This window comes from Enterococcus sp. H57 (assembly GCF_003112495.1).
Classification (GTDB): Bacteria; Bacillota; Bacilli; order Lactobacillales; family Enterococcaceae; genus Enterococcus_B; species Enterococcus_B faecium.
Genome location: NZ_BEHC01000017.1, coordinates 20,753 through 38,725, shown reverse-complemented (window position 1 = coordinate 38,725; position 17,973 = coordinate 20,753). Strand labels below are relative to the sequence as shown.

The following is a 17,973-nucleotide window of genomic DNA, read 5'->3' as shown; positions in this document are numbered from 1 at the left end:
AACAGGTAACCGATACATTAGTTTCAATGTTTACTGAGTAACTAATTATTTTGCAGGAGGACAATTTATTTACACAAAATTATTGACGCTCCCACTTTTTTAGATAAATAGCAAAAATTTTCAGCGTTAAATGACAAATAATTAGAAATATTTGTGCCATTTAAATATAAAAATGACACCAAGTATATCATGAACGCACAAAAAGACCAACAGGGTATACCCTGTTGGACTAAATAAATGTCAAATTCCGTTCTCAACTGTGCATATTCATTCTATGTTCCATGTACCCCATTATCCTCCTGAATACTCATTCCAATGTTAGTTAATTTTTCTAATTCTTCTACGCTTAGATAAGCGCCATATTTTACAATTTCCTCATCAATGACAATAATCGGTAAACTTTTCAAATCTTTTGTCTGCAACAAGTTAAGAATTTTAGGGTTGCTAATAAAAGGCAAGATAGAGTCACTTAAAAAATATAAATTTGTTTCTATCTGTTTATTCTTAATCCGATTATAAAACTCTTTTAGCATCGTATCCTCATGTAATGATTGAAAAACGAAGAGTCCTTCATCATCACTTCTATTTAAGACATAGTAAGAAATTATCATTTTCCTATTGTCAATCCTCCCGCAGTGCAAGAGACTGACCCTACACCAAATGTATTATAAACTTGCATAGCTAATTTTACACTGTAATATTGTCTTTTCCCAGTAAATGTAAAATACATTCCTCCACCATAACCATAAGAATTAGCTAGATTTACTGTTTGAGTATATGATTTTGCACTACCTAAACTCAAGCGTGTAGAAATACGATACATCGCCGAATTGGGACTTGTTATAATATATTCTGTCCGCCCCTGCGTATTAGTAATTTTTTTAGTAGATGCGGTTAACCGCAATACATTTGCAGAAAAACGTGTTTTCGGATCTTGAGGCTCTATCTTTTGAGTGTAAAAAGTATCTTTATCACTAAATCCTTTGGATTTGAAGTAACTTTGTTCTTCTGGTGTTAATTGACTAAAAGTTTTTGCCATTTCACTTGTTTGTTCAACCATCGTGCTAGCTTTAACTATATTTCCAGAAGTCCCAATACCAATAAAACCAAATAACAGAATAAAAAGTGCGCTAAATAATTTTTTTATAGTAATCACTTCCTAATTCATTAAATTTTGAGAAAAACGCTTTCTCAATCTCGATTATACATCTCCTTTTAAAAATGTACACCGTTATTTTTTGAATATTCAGACTTTTTCTTGTTTTTGATAAATGCAACAGATGAAATATTAAGTGTAAATAAAGTTTTTTATACTGTACCAGCTGAAAAGATGTCTCGTGTCAGTTCGGATATTAACACAATAACTAGTAGAATAGGTCTGACTAAAGCAATGCATATGGTACTAAAATACAATCAAGAAGATCCTCCTGTGCCTAAAACCTATGAAGCAATTGACTTAATTATTGTCGATGAAATTGATCGTTTAAAGCTTCAGCATTTAGAACAGCTAAGAGATATTTACGATAGAAATGATCTGGCAATGGTTCTTATCGGTATGCCTGGTATTGAAAAAAGATTGTCTCGTTATCCGCAGCTTTACTCTCGCATAGGATTTGCACATGAATTTGATAACCTTAGTAAGGACGAAACACATCATATTTTGGAATACAAATGGGCAGATTTAGGAATTGATATCAAGCTAGAAGATTTTTCTGATTATGAGGCTATCACAACTATCATTAAGATCACAAAAGGAAATTTTAGGCTTATTCATCGTTTATTTGCGCAGATTGATCGGATTTTAAGAATCAATCAAATGGATAAGATCACTGTAGAAGTTGTCGAAGCAGCAAGAGATAGTTTAGTCATAGGTATATAAAAAACCACCAAAAATCAGGTGGTTTTTGTCATTTAAAGATTGAAATTTTTGCCATTTAAATAGAAGAGTGACACAGGTTCCATCGTTCCTTTATTTTCTACGTCTTCTTCTGTGTGTGTTTCGTGGTTGTTCTTCTATTGCTGGATCAATCGTACCATGAAAGGGGCGATTGCGGTCAAGGTACCAGACATAAAGAATAAACAATGCAATACATAGGACAAAAAGGATTGCACCTATCATAAATCCTTCAGGCAAGTAACTGAAAGTGACAGTATGTTTACCTGCTGGAACTTTTATCATCAAGAATGCGTCTTTGAAATTGCTGACCTTGACTGGTTTCCCATCAATTTTAGCTTTCCATCCTTTGTCATAAGGAATAGTTGTCACCAACATGGAATCTTCAGCGGTATTTACAGTCCCAGAAGCTTTTCTGCCAGTGGCTTCCATTTCGACACCTTTTTCTTTGATCTGATTCATTGCGGCTTGATAGGCTACAACATCTAGACCAACGACTTTAGGCTCCATGAAACTTACTTCTTTCGTTCCATAAAAACTTGCAGTAAATGTCACTGTTGTCTCTTGAGGATAATAGCCAAGATCATAGTATTGACCAGAAATGTTGATTTGTGTTTTTCGCGATGTACCATTGACAGTGATCGTCGCACTAGAACTTTCTAATTGTGCAAAATTGGTTGGGAACAAACTTAAGTAAGCTTGTGTATTTGCAGGCACATGGACTTCCCAAGTGAGCTCTTTTGGCTGGTTATCTGCTGTTTCTGAGTAAGTGACGCCAGTCGTTGTCTTTGTGATCGTCGTATTCAACTGATTCTTCAAAGTAGGTGTATAGAATGTAAAATATTGTTCATTTAGACCAGACAATGTATTGATCAAGTTTGTCTGACTGGTCAAATTATCTGTCACTGGCTGCTCAACATCATTAACGGACAACGGTGCAGTAAATGCTAGTGGCAATGCATTGACATTCTGATACAGTGTATAGTCGCCGCTTTGACCAGCTTGGCGGAAGCCATATTTACTGAACGTGCTTTCGTTTTTAGAAATGTTATATTTGATTCCTGTAAACCCATCCATCAGCAAAGTATTATTGTTATAACGGATATTCAAATTTGTCCCTCTTGAACGGAAACCTAATTTATCCAGGTAAGAGGAAGAATTACGATTTCTTATAGAAGAAAACAAACTGATACCACTGTAACCATAGTTGATCGAATCGTTTGCAGATACTGGATCCAGATTTTCCAAGCGGTAAAACGAGTCGGAATCTTTTTTTGTTTCATTTACAAGAGCTTTCAAGTCAGGATAAGGATCAGTATATAAACTGCGGGAAGCATAATTCCAATCATCAAGAATGCCATGGATCATACTGTTTGTATTGACCAGTGCTTCAGCAGACATGATCAATAATAACAATATACTCAGATGATTGAATGAAAGTTTTTTATGCTGATAAAATCCCACAGCAAAAGCATAAATCCCTAAGAAAACCACTGTCAATACAAAGGAAGTCATCGTCACATAGGTGTAGCTTCCTTCAGGTTTGATGCCCCATGCCACCGCAAAGAGAGCAGCTACGACCAAAATGATTCCTAACAACAGCCCACGATCGTCTTGTTCTATCTTTTCCCATCCTTTTCCTGCAAGCAGGAGCACTAAGAAAGAGAACAGATAGGCATAACGGAATAAAAACATATTCGGTGCATGCATACCATGCCAGAACAAATTCAATGGAACAAGATAAAAACTTGCGATAAGTATGGCGAAAAGACTGCCGTACAAAAATTTATTTTTCAACGGTACTTTCCGACTGGCAAAATAAAACAGACAGAGGACTAACGGGAGCAGACCTGCGTAAACGAACGGAATCGATCCGTATTTTGTCGTGTCATAAACACCAATCATATTTTTCATGATTAGATCCAGATAAGAAGTCGCTTCTGTTTTCAACGTAGTGATCTGACTCAGTGCCTCACCATTTGACCGAAGATCCAGCACTGCTGGCAATACAATGATCATTGAAGCGCCGCCTGCCAGTAAAGAAGTGATACCATAAGGAACAATCGTTTTTTTATATTCTGACCAGTTTGTCAATAGACGGGCGATAAAATATAAGAAAGAAAATACGCCAATCATAAAACCCATATAAAAACTGGATAAAAACAAGAGTAAATAACTGATAAATAAAAGTTTCGGCCGTTTAAGATCCATAACACGATGAATCCCCAAAATCACTAATGGAAGATAAATAAATGCATCCAGCCACATGATGATCTCCGAATGTGCAGTGATAAATGAGATCAATGCGTAACTGACGCTAAGTGCAACATGCCCCCAGCGAGGAATCTTGAACGTACGTGCAAGAAACCAAAAAGCCAATCCGGCACAGCCGACCTTAAGCAAAGTCAGAACATACAGTGCATCTGGCATCATCTGGTTTGGAAAAAAGAACACCAGTGGCGTGAAGATCCCGCCTAGATAGTAAGAAATTAAAGATAAATAATTCAATCCTAGAGAAGCATTCCATGTATAAAAAATACTTTGCTTTCCGAGAAGAACATTTCGGAAGCTGGCATGAAAATTAGAAAACTGTGAAAAGGCATCACTTGCCAAAATACTTCTGCTGCTTCCAGGATAGATCCCGATACTTAGATAAACAAGTGCTAAAATCAAAAACGGAATCAGGAAACTAGCTGCTGCGTAGCGTCCGTTTTCTCTAAAGAATGACTTTAAATTTTTTTTCATATTTATTTTCCACCAAATTTCTATGAAGTTGTATTCAGTTTATCATATCCTTGTTTTTCTCTGCTTAAAAAGAGTCTAGTTTTCACAAAAAAATAAAATTTAGAATAAATAACTTCATAATTTGTTCGTATAACAAAAATAAACGCAAAAAAAGGGTAGGAATCAAAAGTCCCACCCTTAAAAATTTTTATTAAATAAAAAACCGTTCACTATCTGAACGGTCCAAGTATCATTCAATTAAACGCGTTCAACTTTTCCTGATTTCAAAGCACGAGTTGACACCCAAACTTTTTTAGGTTTTCCGTCGACCATAACGCGAACTTTTTGTAAGTTAGGTTTAACAGTACGTTTTGTTGAGTTCATAGCGTGTGAACGGTTGTTTCCACTTTTTGTCTTGCGACCTGTAAAGTAACAAACTTTTGCCATGGTAATTTCCTCCTTTGCCTTGATTTGGAGCAATAGAATAATTCAGCTCATACCAGACTAACATATCATATAGAATGGGAATTTGCAAGTACATTTTCATAGATACAATTGACAATTGAGAAGAATAATTGTAAATTAAACAAGGTTATACCTGAAATTTTGCAAGGTTTTTGAGTACTTTGGGTAACTGCCTTTTATTTCAAGTTGCGCTATGATAAAATATGATAGAAGAAAAATGGGAGTTTTTTACCCGTTAAGGAGGCTCATTCATGGCTGTAAAAATTCAAACGTCAGCTGGAACCATTGAAATTACCAATGATGTAATTGCAACAGTTGTTGGTGGCGCCGCGACAGATGTGTTCGGTGTTGTAGGAATGGCCAGCAAAAATCAAATTAAAGATAATATTACTGAGATTTTGCGTAAAGAAAATTACTCAAGAGGAGTAGTTGTCCGCCAAGAAGATAATGGTATTGCTGTAGATGTTTATACGATTATCAGCTATGGTACGAAAATCTCTGAAGTTTCCCGCAACGTCCAAGAAAAAGTGAAATACAATCTAGAGGCATTATTAGGCGTAACTGCCAATTCAGTTAATGTCTTTGTACAAGGTGTTCGTGTACTGCCAGACTAGGCAGGAGACTGGCTGGTAACTCAGCAGTCGATCTGAAGGAGGATTATCTAGGTGAGTGTAACAGAAATAAGTGCAAGCCAGTTCCAGGAAATGGTCCAGGCAGGTGCGAATCGTCTGCAAGTAAATGCAGAATACGTCAATTCATTAAATGTATTCCCTGTGCCAGATGGCGATACGGGAACAAATATGAATCTATCTATGACTAGTGGAGCTAAGGCAGTAGTAGATTCAACCTCAGAAAAAGTAGGAGAATTAGCAGCAATGCTTTCAAAAGGATTGCTGATGGGTGCGCGCGGAAATTCCGGCGTTATTTTGTCTCAATTGTTTCGTGGATTTTCTAAGCAAATTCCAGATGTTGTCTCATTAGATGCTTCTGATCTTGCTGCAGCCTTCACTCATGGAGTTGAAACTGCGTATAAAGCAGTAATGAAACCAGTAGAAGGAACGATTTTGACAGTAGCTAGAGAAGCAGCGAAAGCTGGAGAAAAGAAAGCAAAAAGTACTGATGATGTCGTTGAAGTAATGACAGCTGTTGTAAAAGGGGCAAAGCGTGCTTTAGCTAAAACTCCAGACTTGCTTCCAGTCCTAAAAGAAGTCGGTGTCGTAGACAGTGGAGGGCAAGGACTGCTGTTTGTTTATGAGGGCTTTTTAAGTGCATTGAATGGAGAATTCCAAGCGGATGAAACATATGAACCTTCTCCAGCAGAAATGGATGATATGGTCAATGCAGAACATCATCGCAGTGTCCAAGGTCAAATGGCGACAGAAGATATCCATTTTGGTTACTGTACAGAAATCATGGTAAAAATCGGAGAAGGACCTACAGTCGATAGTACATTCGATTACGAAGAATTCCGTAACTATTTAGATGGTATAGGAGATTCTTTACTTGTGGTCAATGATGACGAGATCATCAAAGTCCACGTGCATACAGAAAACCCAGGAGAAGTCTTGAATTATGGACAAAAATTCGGTTCATTAGTCAAAATCAAAGTCGACAACATGCGCTTGCAGCATGAGACGATTTTGGAACACGATGAAGAAGTGAACGAGTTTGCGAAAAAAGAAATACCACGTATCCCGTATGGTATCGTAGCGATCGCTGCTGGTAAAGGCGTCCAAGAGCTGTTTGAAAGTTTAGGCGCTAATTATGTTATCAGTGGTGGACAAACAATGAATCCAAGTACGGAAGACATTGTTAAAGCGATTCAAGAAGTAAACGCAGATAAAGTGATTGTCTTGCCAAACAATAAGAACATCTTCATGGCAGCTGATCAAGCAGCAGAAGTAGCAGATATCCCAGTAGCAGTTGTTCCTTCAAGAACGATTTCCCAAGGATTGACAGCTATGCTTTCATTCAATGATCAAGCTTCTTTAGAAGAAAACAAAGAAACGATGACAGAAATGTTGTCTAGCGTTGTGAGCGGTCAAGTCACTCACGCGATCAGAGATACCTCAATTGACGGTGTAGAGATCAAAGAAGGAGACTTTTTGGGCATGATCGATGGAAAAATCCTGATCTCTAACCCAGATATCACAGCAACAGCGTTAAGTACACTAGAACAAATGATCAATGAGGACACAGAGATCGTAACGATCTTGGCAGGTGATGAAGGAACAGTTGAACAAGCAAATGAATTTGCTGAGAAACTAACAGAAAAACATCCTGATTTGGAAATCGAGATCCACCAAGGAGATCAGCCTGTCTATCCTTATCTATTTTCTGCTGAATAATTTCTGTGTCAGAATATCTTTCTAACACAGTATTCATTCATAAAAGGCCTTCGGTTAGTGATCAGGTATGATCGCTGACCAAGTCCTTTTTTTGTTAAAGGAGGGAGGAAAAATTTATGCGTTCTTTAGATGATCCAATCACTATGCTGGCAGGAGTCGGAGAAAAAAGAGCAGCTAGTCTTGCCAGCTTGGGCATCCAAACGATTGAAGACTTACTGACTTATTATCCTTTTCGCTACGAAGATATTCAGGAAAGAAATCTAAACGAGATCCAGGATCAAGAAAAGGTTACTTTGAAAGGAATCGTAGTCTCGCCTCCTGTGATGAATCGATTTGGTTATAAAAAAAGCCGATTGCAATTTCGTATGATGCAAGAACATGATGTGTTCAACGTTTCTTTTTTTAATCAACCTTATCTAAAAGAAAAAGTCATTTTATCGGAGGAAATCGCCGTATACGGTAAATGGGATGCAAAGCGTAAAGCCTTGAACGGGATGAAGATTTTAGGTTCTCAAACAATGGATGACTTTTCGCCGATATATCACGTCAACAAATCAATTCGTCAAACGACATTAGTTGATCTAATCAAAAAAGGGTTTCAAGAATACGGCACATTGATTGAAGAAAATCTGCCAAACAACCTTGTGGAGAAATATCGACTGCTTGACCGAGCTTCTGCTGTAAGAAGTATGCATTTTCCAAAAGACCACGAAGAAAACCATCAAGCCAAACGACGTGTCGTTTTTGAAGAGTTCTTTTTATTTCAAATGCGTCTTCAAGGATTGAAAAAAGCAGAAAAAGCAGAAACGAATGGTTTGGAGATCCTTTATGATGTCCAAAAATTGAAAGAATTTACTCAAAAGCTACCTTTTGAACTGACAAATGCACAAAAACGTGTAACGAATGAAATCTGTCGGGATCTTCGCAGTCCGCAGCATATGCAGCGACTTTTGCAGGGAGATGTAGGTAGCGGAAAAACAGTGGTTGCCGCGATTGCGTTATACGCTACCGTTACAGCAGGTTTCCAAGGTGCGTTGATGGTGCCTACAGAAATCTTGGCACAACAACATATGGAAAGCTTGCAACAGCTGTTTGATCCCAATGAAGTAACCATCGCATTGCTTACGGGGTCAACGAAAGCAAAAGAACGACGTGAGCTCCTTGAAAAACTAGGGCAAGGGGAAATTAACGTCGTGATCGGCACACATGCATTGATCCAAGATGGAGTCGAATTTCAGAATTTAGGTCTAGTTATTACGGATGAGCAGCACCGTTTTGGCGTGAACCAGCGGAAAGTACTTCGTGAAAAAGGCTGGCGACCAGATGTCTTATTTATGACAGCGACTCCGATTCCTAGAACATTAGCTATTACAGCATATGGTGAGATGGACGTATCTATCATTGATGAACTTCCAGCTGGACGTATCCCGATCGAAACACGCTGGGTAAGAACACCTCAATTGGACAGTGTACTGGATTGGACGAAAAAAGAACTGGCAAGAGGACATCAAATGTATGTCATCTGTCCGCTGATTGAAGAATCAGAAGCATTAGATGTAAAAAATGCAGTGGAAATCTATGAAAAACTTCGTGAACTATTTGCACCAAAATATGAAGTTGGCTTGTTACATGGTAAAATGAAGAATCAGGAAAAAGAAGTAATCATGGAAGCCTTCAAAGACAACCAGATGCAGATATTAGTTTCGACTACTGTAATTGAAGTAGGGGTAAACGTGCCGAACGCGACCGTCATGCTGATCATGGATGCGGATCGATTTGGATTGGCACAGCTGCATCAACTTCGTGGACGTGTTGGACGCGGAAGTGATGCTTCCTACTGTATCTTAGTTGCTAATCCTAAAAATGAACTAGGTGTGGAACGGATGAAAATCATGACAGAGACCACCAATGGTTTTGTACTAAGCGAAAAAGATCTGGAATTACGTGGTCCTGGTGAAGTATTTGGCTTCCGTCAATCTGGTCTGCCTCAATTTGCGATTGCTGACTTGGTGACGGATGGAAATGTTTTGGAGGTAGCCAGAGAAGAGGCTGCAGCCCTTTGGCAAATAAAGGATTGGCAGATGCTTCCTGAGTATCAGCCTTTAGCGCAAAGCCTCCAAATAGAAAATCAGGATAATCGTTATTTCGATTAGCAGACTGTGCTATACTTTATACTGATGACGGAAAAAGGAGTGGAAACAATGAAAATTGCCGTAGATGCAATGGGCGGAGATCACGCACCTCAAGCAATTGTAGAAGGCGTGGCTTTAGCGCAGCAAGATTTTCCAGAAGTAGAATTCTTACTTTACGGAAAAGAAGCAGAAATCAAGAAATACTTAACAAATGAAAAAAACATCACGATTATCCATACAGACGAAAAAATCAATAGTGATGATGAGCCAGTAAAAGCAATTCGACGAAAAAAGACTGCATCAATGGTCCTTGCTGCACAAGCAGTGAAAAACGGTGAAGCAGATGCTGTATTTTCAGCAGGGAATACAGGCGCGCTACTAGCAGCAGGGTTGTTCATCGTAGGACGTATCAAAAATATCGAACGCCCTGGCTTGATGTCTACCTTGCCAGTAGTAGGGAAAGAAGGTGCCGGTTTCGATATGCTGGATCTTGGCGCTAACGCAGAAAACAAACCAGAACATTTGTTGCAATACGGTATTTTAGGTTCTTTTTATGCACGTAAAGTCCGAGGTATCGGACGTCCTCGTGTCGCACTCTTAAACAACGGAACAGAAGCAACAAAAGGTAGTGAAGTGACGAAAAAAGCCTATGAACTCCTTCAGAATGAAACAAGCTTGAATTTTATTGGAAACGTAGAAGCTCGTGAGCTACTCAATGGTGTGGCTGATGTAGTGGTCACAGATGGATTTACAGGCAACGCTGTTTTGAAATCTATTGAAGGAACAGCAATGAATATGATGAATCTATTAAAATCTGCTATTCTAAATGAAGGGATCAAAGGAAAAATGGGCGCTATGCTTTTAAAAGACGGCTTACGTTCTTTGAAAGCAGAAATGGATTATTCCAAACATGGCGGTGCCGTTTTGTTTGGCTTGAAAGCACCAGTCATTAAAACTCATGGAGCAACAGGCCCCGATGCTGTTCGCTATACGATCCGCCAAATCCACACAATGCTTGAGACAGATGTAGTTGGACAATTAGTCGAACAATTTGAAAAAAGCGAAGAATAGTATTTGGATATCTGAAGCGATCCGTTCCATTGAAAAAAAGGTGGACATTCCTGAAAAATGCCAGTAAAATTAGCCATGGTGTAGGTAATTGACAAGTGTATGATTCTTGGAGGTGAAAAAGTTGACTCGCGAAGAAGTATTTAACAAAGTAGCGAAAATTATTTCAAATCATTTTGAGATAGATACCGATAAAGTGACGGATGAATTGAACATCAAAGATGATTTAAAAGCTGATTCAATTAGTATTATGGAATTCGTTTTAGAGCTTGAAGATGAATTCGGTACGGAAATTTCAGATGAAGACGCTGAACAAATTGAAACAGTCGGTGGCGCAGTAGATTATATCAGCAGCCATCTTAAATAATTTCAAATAAAAGCAAAGAAGGATAAAAAGCTGCATGCAGCTTTTTATCCTTCTTTTTTTAATCTTTTTGACACGTAAAAGTCATTTTTCTGATAATTCTGGCGATAAACAGAAATTATGTTGCAAAGTAAAGCGGTTTTCTATATAATTATTAATAATTCATTACACAAAGATAAGAATAACCTTTGTTATAAAAAGCTTTATTCTGTGTAATGTCCTTTTTTATTAAGAAAAACTTCCATTTAGGAAGCAGAGAGGGGTATTCGATTGTCCGATAACCAATTATTAGAAGTTCAGAACCTACATACAGGATTCCGACTCAAAGATGACTATTACGATGCAGTAGATGACGTTTCATTTACTTTAGACAAAAACGAGATTTTAGCAATCGTTGGGGAATCTGGGTGCGGGAAAAGTACCTTGGCTACTACGATTATGGGATTACTTGATCCTAATAACACAAAAATTACAGGTGAGATTTTATATAACGATCTGAATTTAATCGACCTGAACGAAACGCTCTATAATAAAATCCGCGGAAATGATATCGGAATGATTTTCCAAGATCCGTTGTCTGCATTAAATCCTCTCATGAGAATCGAAGACCAGATCAAAGAAGGACTTTCCTATCACACAAAGATGAATGCAGAACAGCGTCAAGCTCGTGCACTAGAATTGCTAGAACAAGTAGGGATTCCTAATCCTGCGAGAGTTGGACGCCAATATCCCCATGAACTATCAGGCGGTATGAGACAACGTGTCATCATCGCAATCGCAATCGCCTGCAAACCTCCAATCGTCATTGCAGATGAACCGACGACAGCCCTAGATGTAACCATCCAATCACAGATTCTTGATTTACTGAAAGACCTTCAGGAAGAAACAAAAACAGGGATCATCTTGATCACTCATGACTTAGGAGTCGTAGCAGAAATGGCTGATCGAGTGGCAGTGATGTATGGCGGACAGTTCGTTGAAGTAGCGGGTGTAAAAGAACTGTTTGATCATCCTAAGCATCCTTATACACGCTCTTTACTGAACTCTATACCACAAGAAGGAAATCATGATGCAGAACTCCATGTGATCGAAGGTGTCGTTCCTTCTCTGAAAAACATGCCTCGTAAAGGTTGTCGGTTTGCACCACGTATTCCATGGATACCAGCAAGCGATCATGAAGAAGAGCCTATCCTTCATGAAGTCGCACCGAACCACTTGGTACGTTGCTCCTGCTATAAGCATTTCCACTTTAGAGACGAAAAAGGAGAGGTGTAGATGACAGAATTAATCACAATCAGAGACCTGAAAGTTCATTACCCTATTCGCAGTGGATTCTTCAATCGAGTAACGGATCATGTATATGCTGTAGATGGTGTGGATTTTATTATCGAAAAAGGAAAGACATATGGTTTAGTGGGAGAGTCTGGCTCTGGAAAATCTACTACGGGAAAAGCCGTTGTGGGATTAGAAAAGGTGACAGCCGGACAAATCATGTATGAAGGAAAAGATGTAACGAAGCGAAGCAACCGCAAAAAAATGGGTTATAACAAGGATGTGCAGATGATCTTCCAAGATTCAATGTCCAGTTTGAATCCTAAAAAGCGAGTGTTGGATATCATTGCTGAACCCATCCGAAATTTTGAACGGTTAAGCGATCAAGAAGAAAAGAAAAAGGTAAAAGGACTGCTAGATATCGTTGGGATGCCGGAAGATGCGCTATATAAATATCCTCATGAATTTTCAGGCGGACAACGTCAACGTCTAGGAGTAGCCCGTGCTGTTGCTACCAATCCAAAACTAATCGTAGCCGATGAACCTGTATCTGCTCTGGATCTATCTGTTCAAGCGCAAGTATTGAATTTCATGAAACGAATCCAGCAAGAATACGGCCTCAGCTATTTATTCATTTCACATGATTTAGGTGTAGTAAAACACATGTGCGACAACATCGCAATTATGTACAAAGGTCGATTTGTAGAAATCGGTACAAGAGAAGACATTTATAATGACCCGCGACATATCTATACGAAACGTCTGCTTTCAGCTATTCCGCAAATCGATGTAGAAAATCGGGAAAGCCACAAAGAAAATCGACGAAGAGTAGAACAAGAGTATATCCAAAACCAAAAAGAATACTATGATGCGACTGGTCGAGTCTACGATTTGCGTACGATCACAACTACACACAAAGTGGCGTTGAAAGATGGAGGTGCAAGCTAATGTGGAAAACGATTCTGCGACGTGTTTTATTGATGATCCCGCAAGTTATTATTTTAAGTGTTCTGATCTTCTTATTAGCCCAAGCGATGCCGGGGGATCCATTTACCGGTTTGATCAATCCAAATCAGGATCCGGCAGTGATCGAACAGATGCGACAAGCAGCTGGCTTGAATGACCCATGGTATGTCCAGTACTTCCGTTGGATCGGAAATGCTTTGCAAGGCGATTTTGGTCAAAGTTTCTTATACAAACGCTCTGTTGCTGACTTGATCGGCGAACGGATCATCAACACTTTATATCTATCGATCTTGACAGTTGTCCTTACTTATTTGATTGCTGTGCCTCTGGGGATGCTTGCTGGCCGGTATCAAAATTCAATCTTGGATAAGATTGTCGTAATCTACAACTTCTTTAGTTTTGCTGTTCCTTTATTTATCTTCGGCTTGATCATGCTATTTGTTTTTGGTTATCGTTTAGGCTGGTTCCCAACAAGTGGATCACAAACACTAGGTTTGCAAGGTGGATTTATCACTCAATGGATAGACCGTTTGAAATATATTCTGTTACCATCAATTACCCAAGCATTTTTGGCGACTGCCGTCACAATCCAATATCTGCGAAGTGAAGTAATCGATTCGAAATCGCTCGATTTTGTCAGAACAGCCCGTTCCAAAGGGGTACCGACGAATAAAGTATTCAGTCGACATATTTTCCGAAATGCAGCGTTGCCGATGGCTTCTCAAATGGGGTATGAAATCACTTCGTTGATTGCTGGTTCTGTAGTTATCGAAAAGATTTTTGGTTATCCGGGAGTCGGGAAACTATTTATTGATTCCATCGGCCAACGGGACTATACCGTGATCACATCCTTAGTATTGATTTTAGGAATCGCGACGCTAGTGGGGACATTACTTTCAGATATCATCATGAGTATCGTTGACCCGCGTATTCGGATTCAATAAAACCAATCAGAAAGGAGAATGGATCGATGAGTGAAAAAAACAATACAGCAGTTCAAGAAAGTATTCCTCCTATGGGGATACGAATGATTGCTCGAGAATTTAAAAAAGATAAAATTGCTATTTTTTCATTAGGTTTGCTAGTGGTTTTATTATTAGTGATCTTTATCGGTGCGATGCTGACCGATCAAGACAAAGTGATGTATGTTAGTATCTTCGACAAATACGCTGCACCAGGAACAGTTTCGACGCAAGGACAAAAGTTCATTCTGGGAGCAGATGAAGGCGGACGTGATGTATTAGGACAATTGATCATAGGTGCTAGAAACTCTGTTACGATCGGATTTGCGATCACGATCCTTACTTCGATCATCGGGGTTGGATTAGGGATCATCTCTGGCTACTACGGAGGGATCATTGACAACATCTTGATGCGGATCGTTGATTTTATCATGATTCTACCAATCATGCTGATCATTATCGTCTTCGTATCGATTATTTCCAGATACAATGTCTGGTCCTTTATTTTCATCATGAGTGCATTTTATTGGGTAGCTAAAGCCCGATTATTCCGAAGCAAGACATTATCTGAAGCAAGAAGAGATTATGTCAGTGCCTCAAAAACAATGGGAACCAATGATTTTAAAATCATGTTCCGCGAAATCATGCCGAATCTAAGTTCATTAATCATTACTAATTTGACGATGAACTTTGCGGCAAACATCGGCATCGAGACAACTTTGACTTTCTTAGGTTTCGGCTTGCCGGCAAATGTACCTAGTTTAGGTACATTGATCGGTTATGCAAGTAACGGAGAAGTCTTAGTGAATCGGCAATGGATCTGGTTACCCGCATCAATCCTTATTTTAGTTTTGATGTTGAGTATCAATTATGTTGGACAAGCATTCAAGCGTTCTGCAGATGCGCGCCAACGGTTAGGCTAGTATAGAAGCGAAGGGGGAAATAGGAATGAAGAAAACGATTTTTGGATTTGCAGCGCTGATGTCTGCTGTCGTTCTTGCAGCATGCGGGGGCGGAGGTACAGATACCTCTGGAAACAACTCTGGAGGCAACGGCAATAACAAAGAGGAATTAACTTTTCCAATTGCAACAAAAAATAATGATGATGCAATCGAAGACGGCGAATTAGAAGCTGCGGTCGCAACGGACAGTCAGTTTAAAGGATTGTTCCAGTGGGAGTTTTACCAAGATTCATATGATGCAGCTTTTATGGCTCCTTCTCATGAACCGCTATTTGCAAACGATGACGATTTCAGAATCACAGACGACGGAGCTGCAACGCTTGATCTAGATGAAGATACGAAAAAAGCGACAATCAAAGTAAAAGACAACGTCAAATGGTCAGATGGTGAAGATGTAACGGCGGACGATGTGATTTTCCCTTACGAAATCATTGGGAATAAAGACTACACTGGTATCCGTTATGACGACACTTTCCGTAACATCGTAGGTATGGAAGAATATCATGATGGAAGTGCCGACACAATCTCCGGAATCAAAAAAATAGACGACAAAACAGTTGAAATCGAATATAAAGAAGTAAACCCAAGCATGCTTCAATCGGGTGGTGGTATCTGGTCGTATGCAGCACCAAAGCATACGTTAGAAGGTGTAGCAATCAAAGATATGGAATCAAGCGATCAAGTACGTAAAAATCCAGTGACTTTTGGCCCTTATTACATGAGTAATATCGTTGCAGGAGAATCAGTAGAATACTTGCCAAACGAGCACTACTGGAATGGTACGCCTAAATTGAAAAAGATCACGATGAAATCTGTACCGATGGCAAGTGCAACTGAAGCATTGAACTCTAAATTATATGATATGATTTTCCAAATGCCAACAGATACTTACGATACCTATAAAGAAATTGCTGGCTATACAAACTTAGGCCGTGAACAAACTTCTTATACTTATCTAGGATTCAAGTTAGGTAAATGGAATGCAGATACAAAGAGTGTGGAATACAATCCAGATTCAAAAATGGCTGATAAATCATTACGTCAAGCAATGGGCTATGCACTAGATAATGATGCAGTAGGTGAACGTTTCTATGCAGGTTTGAGAAGCAATGCGACTTCATTGATTCCTCCAGTATTCCAGTCATACCATGATGATGAGATGAAAGGATTCACACAAGATCTAGACAAAGCGAAAAAACTATTAGATGATGCTGGCTACAAAGATGTGGATGACGATGGTTTAAGAGAAGACAAAGATGGAAATAAACTAACAATCAACTTTGCTTCGATGTCCGGTGGGGAAACAGCGCAACCATTGGCAGATTACTATATCCAACAATGGAAAGAAATTGGTTTGGATGTCCAATACACAACAGGTCGTCTGATCGAATTCAATTCTTTCTATGATAAATTAGAAAACGATGATCCTGAAATCGATGTTTACCAAGCTGCTTGGAATACAGGAACTGATCCAAATCCAAGTGGACTATGGGGACCAAATGCTGCGTTCAACTACACTCGTTATGAATCAGAAGAAAATACAAAATTGATCAACGATATCAGTTCAAGCAAAGCATTTGATGAAGAGTACCAAAAAGAAGCATATCAAAAATGGCAACAATATGCGTTTGAAGAAGCATTTGCGATTCCAACGTTGTTCCGTAATGAAGTATTGCCAGTCAACGACCGTGTCAAAGACTGGGATTGGTCTTATGATGTACCAAACCCATGGGCAAATGTTTCTGTTACAGCAGATTCACGTTCATAATCACTAAAAACGACCGAAAAAGGGCGATGTCCTTTTTCGGTTTTTTGATATTTTTCTGTTTATTTCTCTAATATTCAGGTCAAGGCGCTGTTTCCATGACTTCTCCAATAAACGGTGTTCAAAGTCCAGTTTCTCGGTATTAAGTCAAATTTATGCAAAAACATGGAAAGCCATTTTTACAAAATTTTTTCTTCATACTCGAAACTAAACGAATTTTTCACAACTTCTCGTCAATCACTAGGATTATTAAAGCTTTACTTACCTTTTGACCGAACCATTTCAAATTTGACAAAAAACCAGTATAATAAGGAAGTATCGAAAAAATATCCATAAAAGGAATGTGGAAAATGGACAACCAGCTGACAAAAGAACTAAAAGAAAACTATAACATCGTTTTTCACGATCTAAATTTACTTGAACAAGCTTTTACCCATTCATCCTATGTGAATGAGCATCGCAATCTGCAATTATCGGATAATGAGCGACTTGAATTTTTAGGAGATGCCGTTTTAGAACTGATGGTTTCTCAGTATTTATTCCGTTTATATCCTCATTTGCCAGAAGGAAAATTGACAAAAACACGAGCTGCGATCGTTCGCGAAGACAGCTTGTCGAAATTTGCCAAAGAATGTCACTTTGATCAATATGTTCTGTTGGGCAAGGGAGAAGAGAATTCAGGAGGACGTACGCGACCAGCATTGCTTTGCGACCTATTCGAAGCTTTTTTAGGCGCGTTATATCTTGACCAGGGATTCGACACGACCCATGCATTCATCGAAAAAGTGATTTTTCCTAAAGTCAAAGCAGGTGCTTTTTCACATGAGATGGATCATAAAACAAAACTACAAGAAGTCTTGCAAAAATCAGGTGATGTATCAATCGAATACCGATTGATCAATGAAGAAGGTCCAGCTCATGAACGAGTATTTTGGATCGAAGTTTATGTAGATGATCAATTGATTGGCACTGGACAAGGAAAATCGAAAAAATTAGCAGAACAAGCTGCGGCGGAAAATGCATTGGCAGCACTGTAAAAGTAAGTGAGGGA

The 17,973-nt window shown here is 38.9% G+C and carries 16 protein-coding genes; 12 read left to right on the top strand and 4 right to left on the bottom strand.

Annotated features, from left to right (window positions below; all coding sequences use genetic code 11):
- Positions 1–272 precede the first annotated feature (272 nt).
- Both DIZ30_RS05440 and DIZ30_RS05435 read right to left on the bottom strand, forming a co-directional pair.
- Positions 273–611 (bottom strand): arsenic metallochaperone ArsD family protein, encoded by a 339-nt coding sequence (locus DIZ30_RS05440; protein WP_002317041.1) that lies wholly within the window; start codon positions 609–611, stop codon positions 273–275.
- On the bottom strand, positions 608–1,156 hold the full coding sequence (locus DIZ30_RS05435; RefSeq protein WP_002298559.1) for a hypothetical protein: 549 nt from the start codon (positions 1,154–1,156) through the stop codon (positions 608–610). The genes DIZ30_RS05440 and DIZ30_RS05435 overlap by 4 nt, the downstream gene beginning before the upstream one ends.
- Before the next feature lie 102 nt (positions 1,157–1,258).
- Here DIZ30_RS05435 and DIZ30_RS05430 point away from each other — a divergent pair, with 102 nt between their 5' ends.
- Entirely contained in the window at positions 1,259–1,879 is a 621-nt protein-coding gene (locus tag DIZ30_RS05430; RefSeq protein ID WP_002317547.1) for an AAA family ATPase, read from the top strand.
- 90 nt (positions 1,880–1,969) lie between these two features.
- Here DIZ30_RS05430 and DIZ30_RS05425 read toward each other — a convergent pair whose 3' ends face one another.
- The gene (locus DIZ30_RS05425; RefSeq protein ID WP_002298555.1) at positions 1,970–4,639 is read right to left on the bottom strand and encodes a YfhO family protein; all 2,670 of its coding nucleotides are present in this window, start codon (positions 4,637–4,639) and stop codon (positions 1,970–1,972) included.
- Positions 4,640–4,876: 237 nt separating this feature from the next.
- Entirely contained in the window at positions 4,877–5,065 is a 189-nt protein-coding gene (rpmB, locus tag DIZ30_RS05420) for a 50S ribosomal protein L28 (RefSeq protein WP_002290463.1), read from the bottom strand.
- 269 nt (positions 5,066–5,334) lie between these two features.
- Between rpmB and DIZ30_RS05410 the strand changes: the two genes are divergently transcribed.
- The 11 genes from DIZ30_RS05410 to rnc all read left to right on the top strand — a co-directional run bounded on the left by DIZ30_RS05410 (position 5,335) and on the right by rnc (position 17,959).
- Positions 5,335–5,697, top strand: coding sequence for an Asp23/Gls24 family envelope stress response protein (locus DIZ30_RS05410; protein ID WP_002294298.1), 363 nt, complete (start codon positions 5,335–5,337; stop codon positions 5,695–5,697).
- A gap of 51 nt (positions 5,698–5,748) precedes the next feature.
- Entirely contained in the window at positions 5,749–7,431 is a 1,683-nt protein-coding gene (locus DIZ30_RS05405; protein ID WP_002298554.1) for a DAK2 domain-containing protein, read from the top strand.
- A 116-nt stretch (positions 7,432–7,547) separates the two neighbouring features.
- Positions 7,548–9,584 (top strand): ATP-dependent DNA helicase RecG, encoded by a 2,037-nt coding sequence (recG, locus tag DIZ30_RS05400; RefSeq protein ID WP_002294296.1) that lies wholly within the window; start codon positions 7,548–7,550, stop codon positions 9,582–9,584.
- A 48-nt stretch (positions 9,585–9,632) separates the two neighbouring features.
- Positions 9,633–10,634, top strand: coding sequence for a phosphate acyltransferase PlsX (gene plsX, locus DIZ30_RS05395; protein ID WP_002289721.1), 1,002 nt, complete (start codon positions 9,633–9,635; stop codon positions 10,632–10,634).
- A 121-nt stretch (positions 10,635–10,755) separates the two neighbouring features.
- A complete protein-coding gene (gene acpP, locus DIZ30_RS05390; RefSeq protein WP_002294295.1) occupies positions 10,756–10,998 on the top strand; it encodes an acyl carrier protein in 243 nt (80 codons plus the stop codon).
- A gap of 267 nt (positions 10,999–11,265) precedes the next feature.
- Positions 11,266–12,270: an ABC transporter ATP-binding protein gene (locus tag DIZ30_RS05385; RefSeq protein WP_109023131.1), complete on the top strand. Its 1,005-nt coding sequence runs from the start codon at positions 11,266–11,268 to the stop codon at positions 12,268–12,270.
- Positions 12,271–13,215, top strand: a complete 945-nt coding sequence (locus tag DIZ30_RS05380; RefSeq protein WP_002297777.1) for an ABC transporter ATP-binding protein — start codon at positions 12,271–12,273, stop codon at positions 13,213–13,215. It begins immediately after the preceding gene.
- Positions 13,215–14,177 carry an oligopeptide ABC transporter permease gene (gene opp4B, locus DIZ30_RS05375; protein ID WP_002287892.1) on the top strand — a complete coding sequence of 321 codons (963 nt, stop codon included), beginning with the start codon at positions 13,215–13,217 and terminating at the stop codon, positions 14,175–14,177. The genes DIZ30_RS05380 and opp4B overlap by 1 nt, the downstream gene beginning before the upstream one ends.
- Positions 14,178–14,203: 26 nt before the next feature.
- Positions 14,204–15,118 (top strand): ABC transporter permease, encoded by a 915-nt coding sequence (locus DIZ30_RS05370; RefSeq protein ID WP_002287893.1) that lies wholly within the window; start codon positions 14,204–14,206, stop codon positions 15,116–15,118.
- A 25-nt stretch (positions 15,119–15,143) separates the two neighbouring features.
- The gene (locus DIZ30_RS05365; protein ID WP_002297779.1) at positions 15,144–16,925 is read left to right on the top strand and encodes an oligopeptide ABC transporter substrate-binding protein; all 1,782 of its coding nucleotides are present in this window, start codon (positions 15,144–15,146) and stop codon (positions 16,923–16,925) included.
- 347 nt (positions 16,926–17,272) lie between these two features.
- On the top strand, positions 17,273–17,959 hold the full coding sequence (rnc, locus tag DIZ30_RS05355) for a ribonuclease III (protein ID WP_002287896.1): 687 nt from the start codon (positions 17,273–17,275) through the stop codon (positions 17,957–17,959).
- The last annotated feature ends 14 nt before the right edge of the window (positions 17,960–17,973 follow it).

Bases quoted from the DNA above. Each gene is read 5' to 3' on its own strand.
- DIZ30_RS05440 (WP_002317041.1), bottom strand. From the start codon at position 611: ATGATAATTTCTTACTATGTCTTAAATAGAAGTGATGATGAAGGACTC.
- DIZ30_RS05365 (WP_002297779.1), top strand. From the start codon at position 15,144: ATGAAGAAAACGATTTTTGGATTTGCAGCGCTGATGTCTGCTGTCGTT.
- DIZ30_RS05380 (WP_002297777.1), top strand. From the start codon at position 12,271: ATGACAGAATTAATCACAATCAGAGACCTGAAAGTTCATTACCCTATT.
- DIZ30_RS05410 (WP_002294298.1), top strand. From the start codon at position 5,335: ATGGCTGTAAAAATTCAAACGTCAGCTGGAACCATTGAAATTACCAAT.
- DIZ30_RS05425 (WP_002298555.1), bottom strand. From the start codon at position 4,639: ATGAAAAAAAATTTAAAGTCATTCTTTAGAGAAAACGGACGCTACGCA.
- plsX (WP_002289721.1), top strand. From the start codon at position 9,633: ATGAAAATTGCCGTAGATGCAATGGGCGGAGATCACGCACCTCAAGCA.
- rpmB (WP_002290463.1), bottom strand. From the start codon at position 5,065: ATGGCAAAAGTTTGTTACTTTACAGGTCGCAAGACAAAAAGTGGAAAC.
- opp4B (WP_002287892.1), top strand. From the start codon at position 13,215: ATGTGGAAAACGATTCTGCGACGTGTTTTATTGATGATCCCGCAAGTT.
- rnc (WP_002287896.1), top strand. From the start codon at position 17,273: ATGGACAACCAGCTGACAAAAGAACTAAAAGAAAACTATAACATCGTT.
- DIZ30_RS05370 (WP_002287893.1), top strand. From the start codon at position 14,204: ATGAGTGAAAAAAACAATACAGCAGTTCAAGAAAGTATTCCTCCTATG.
- recG (WP_002294296.1), top strand. From the start codon at position 7,548: ATGCGTTCTTTAGATGATCCAATCACTATGCTGGCAGGAGTCGGAGAA.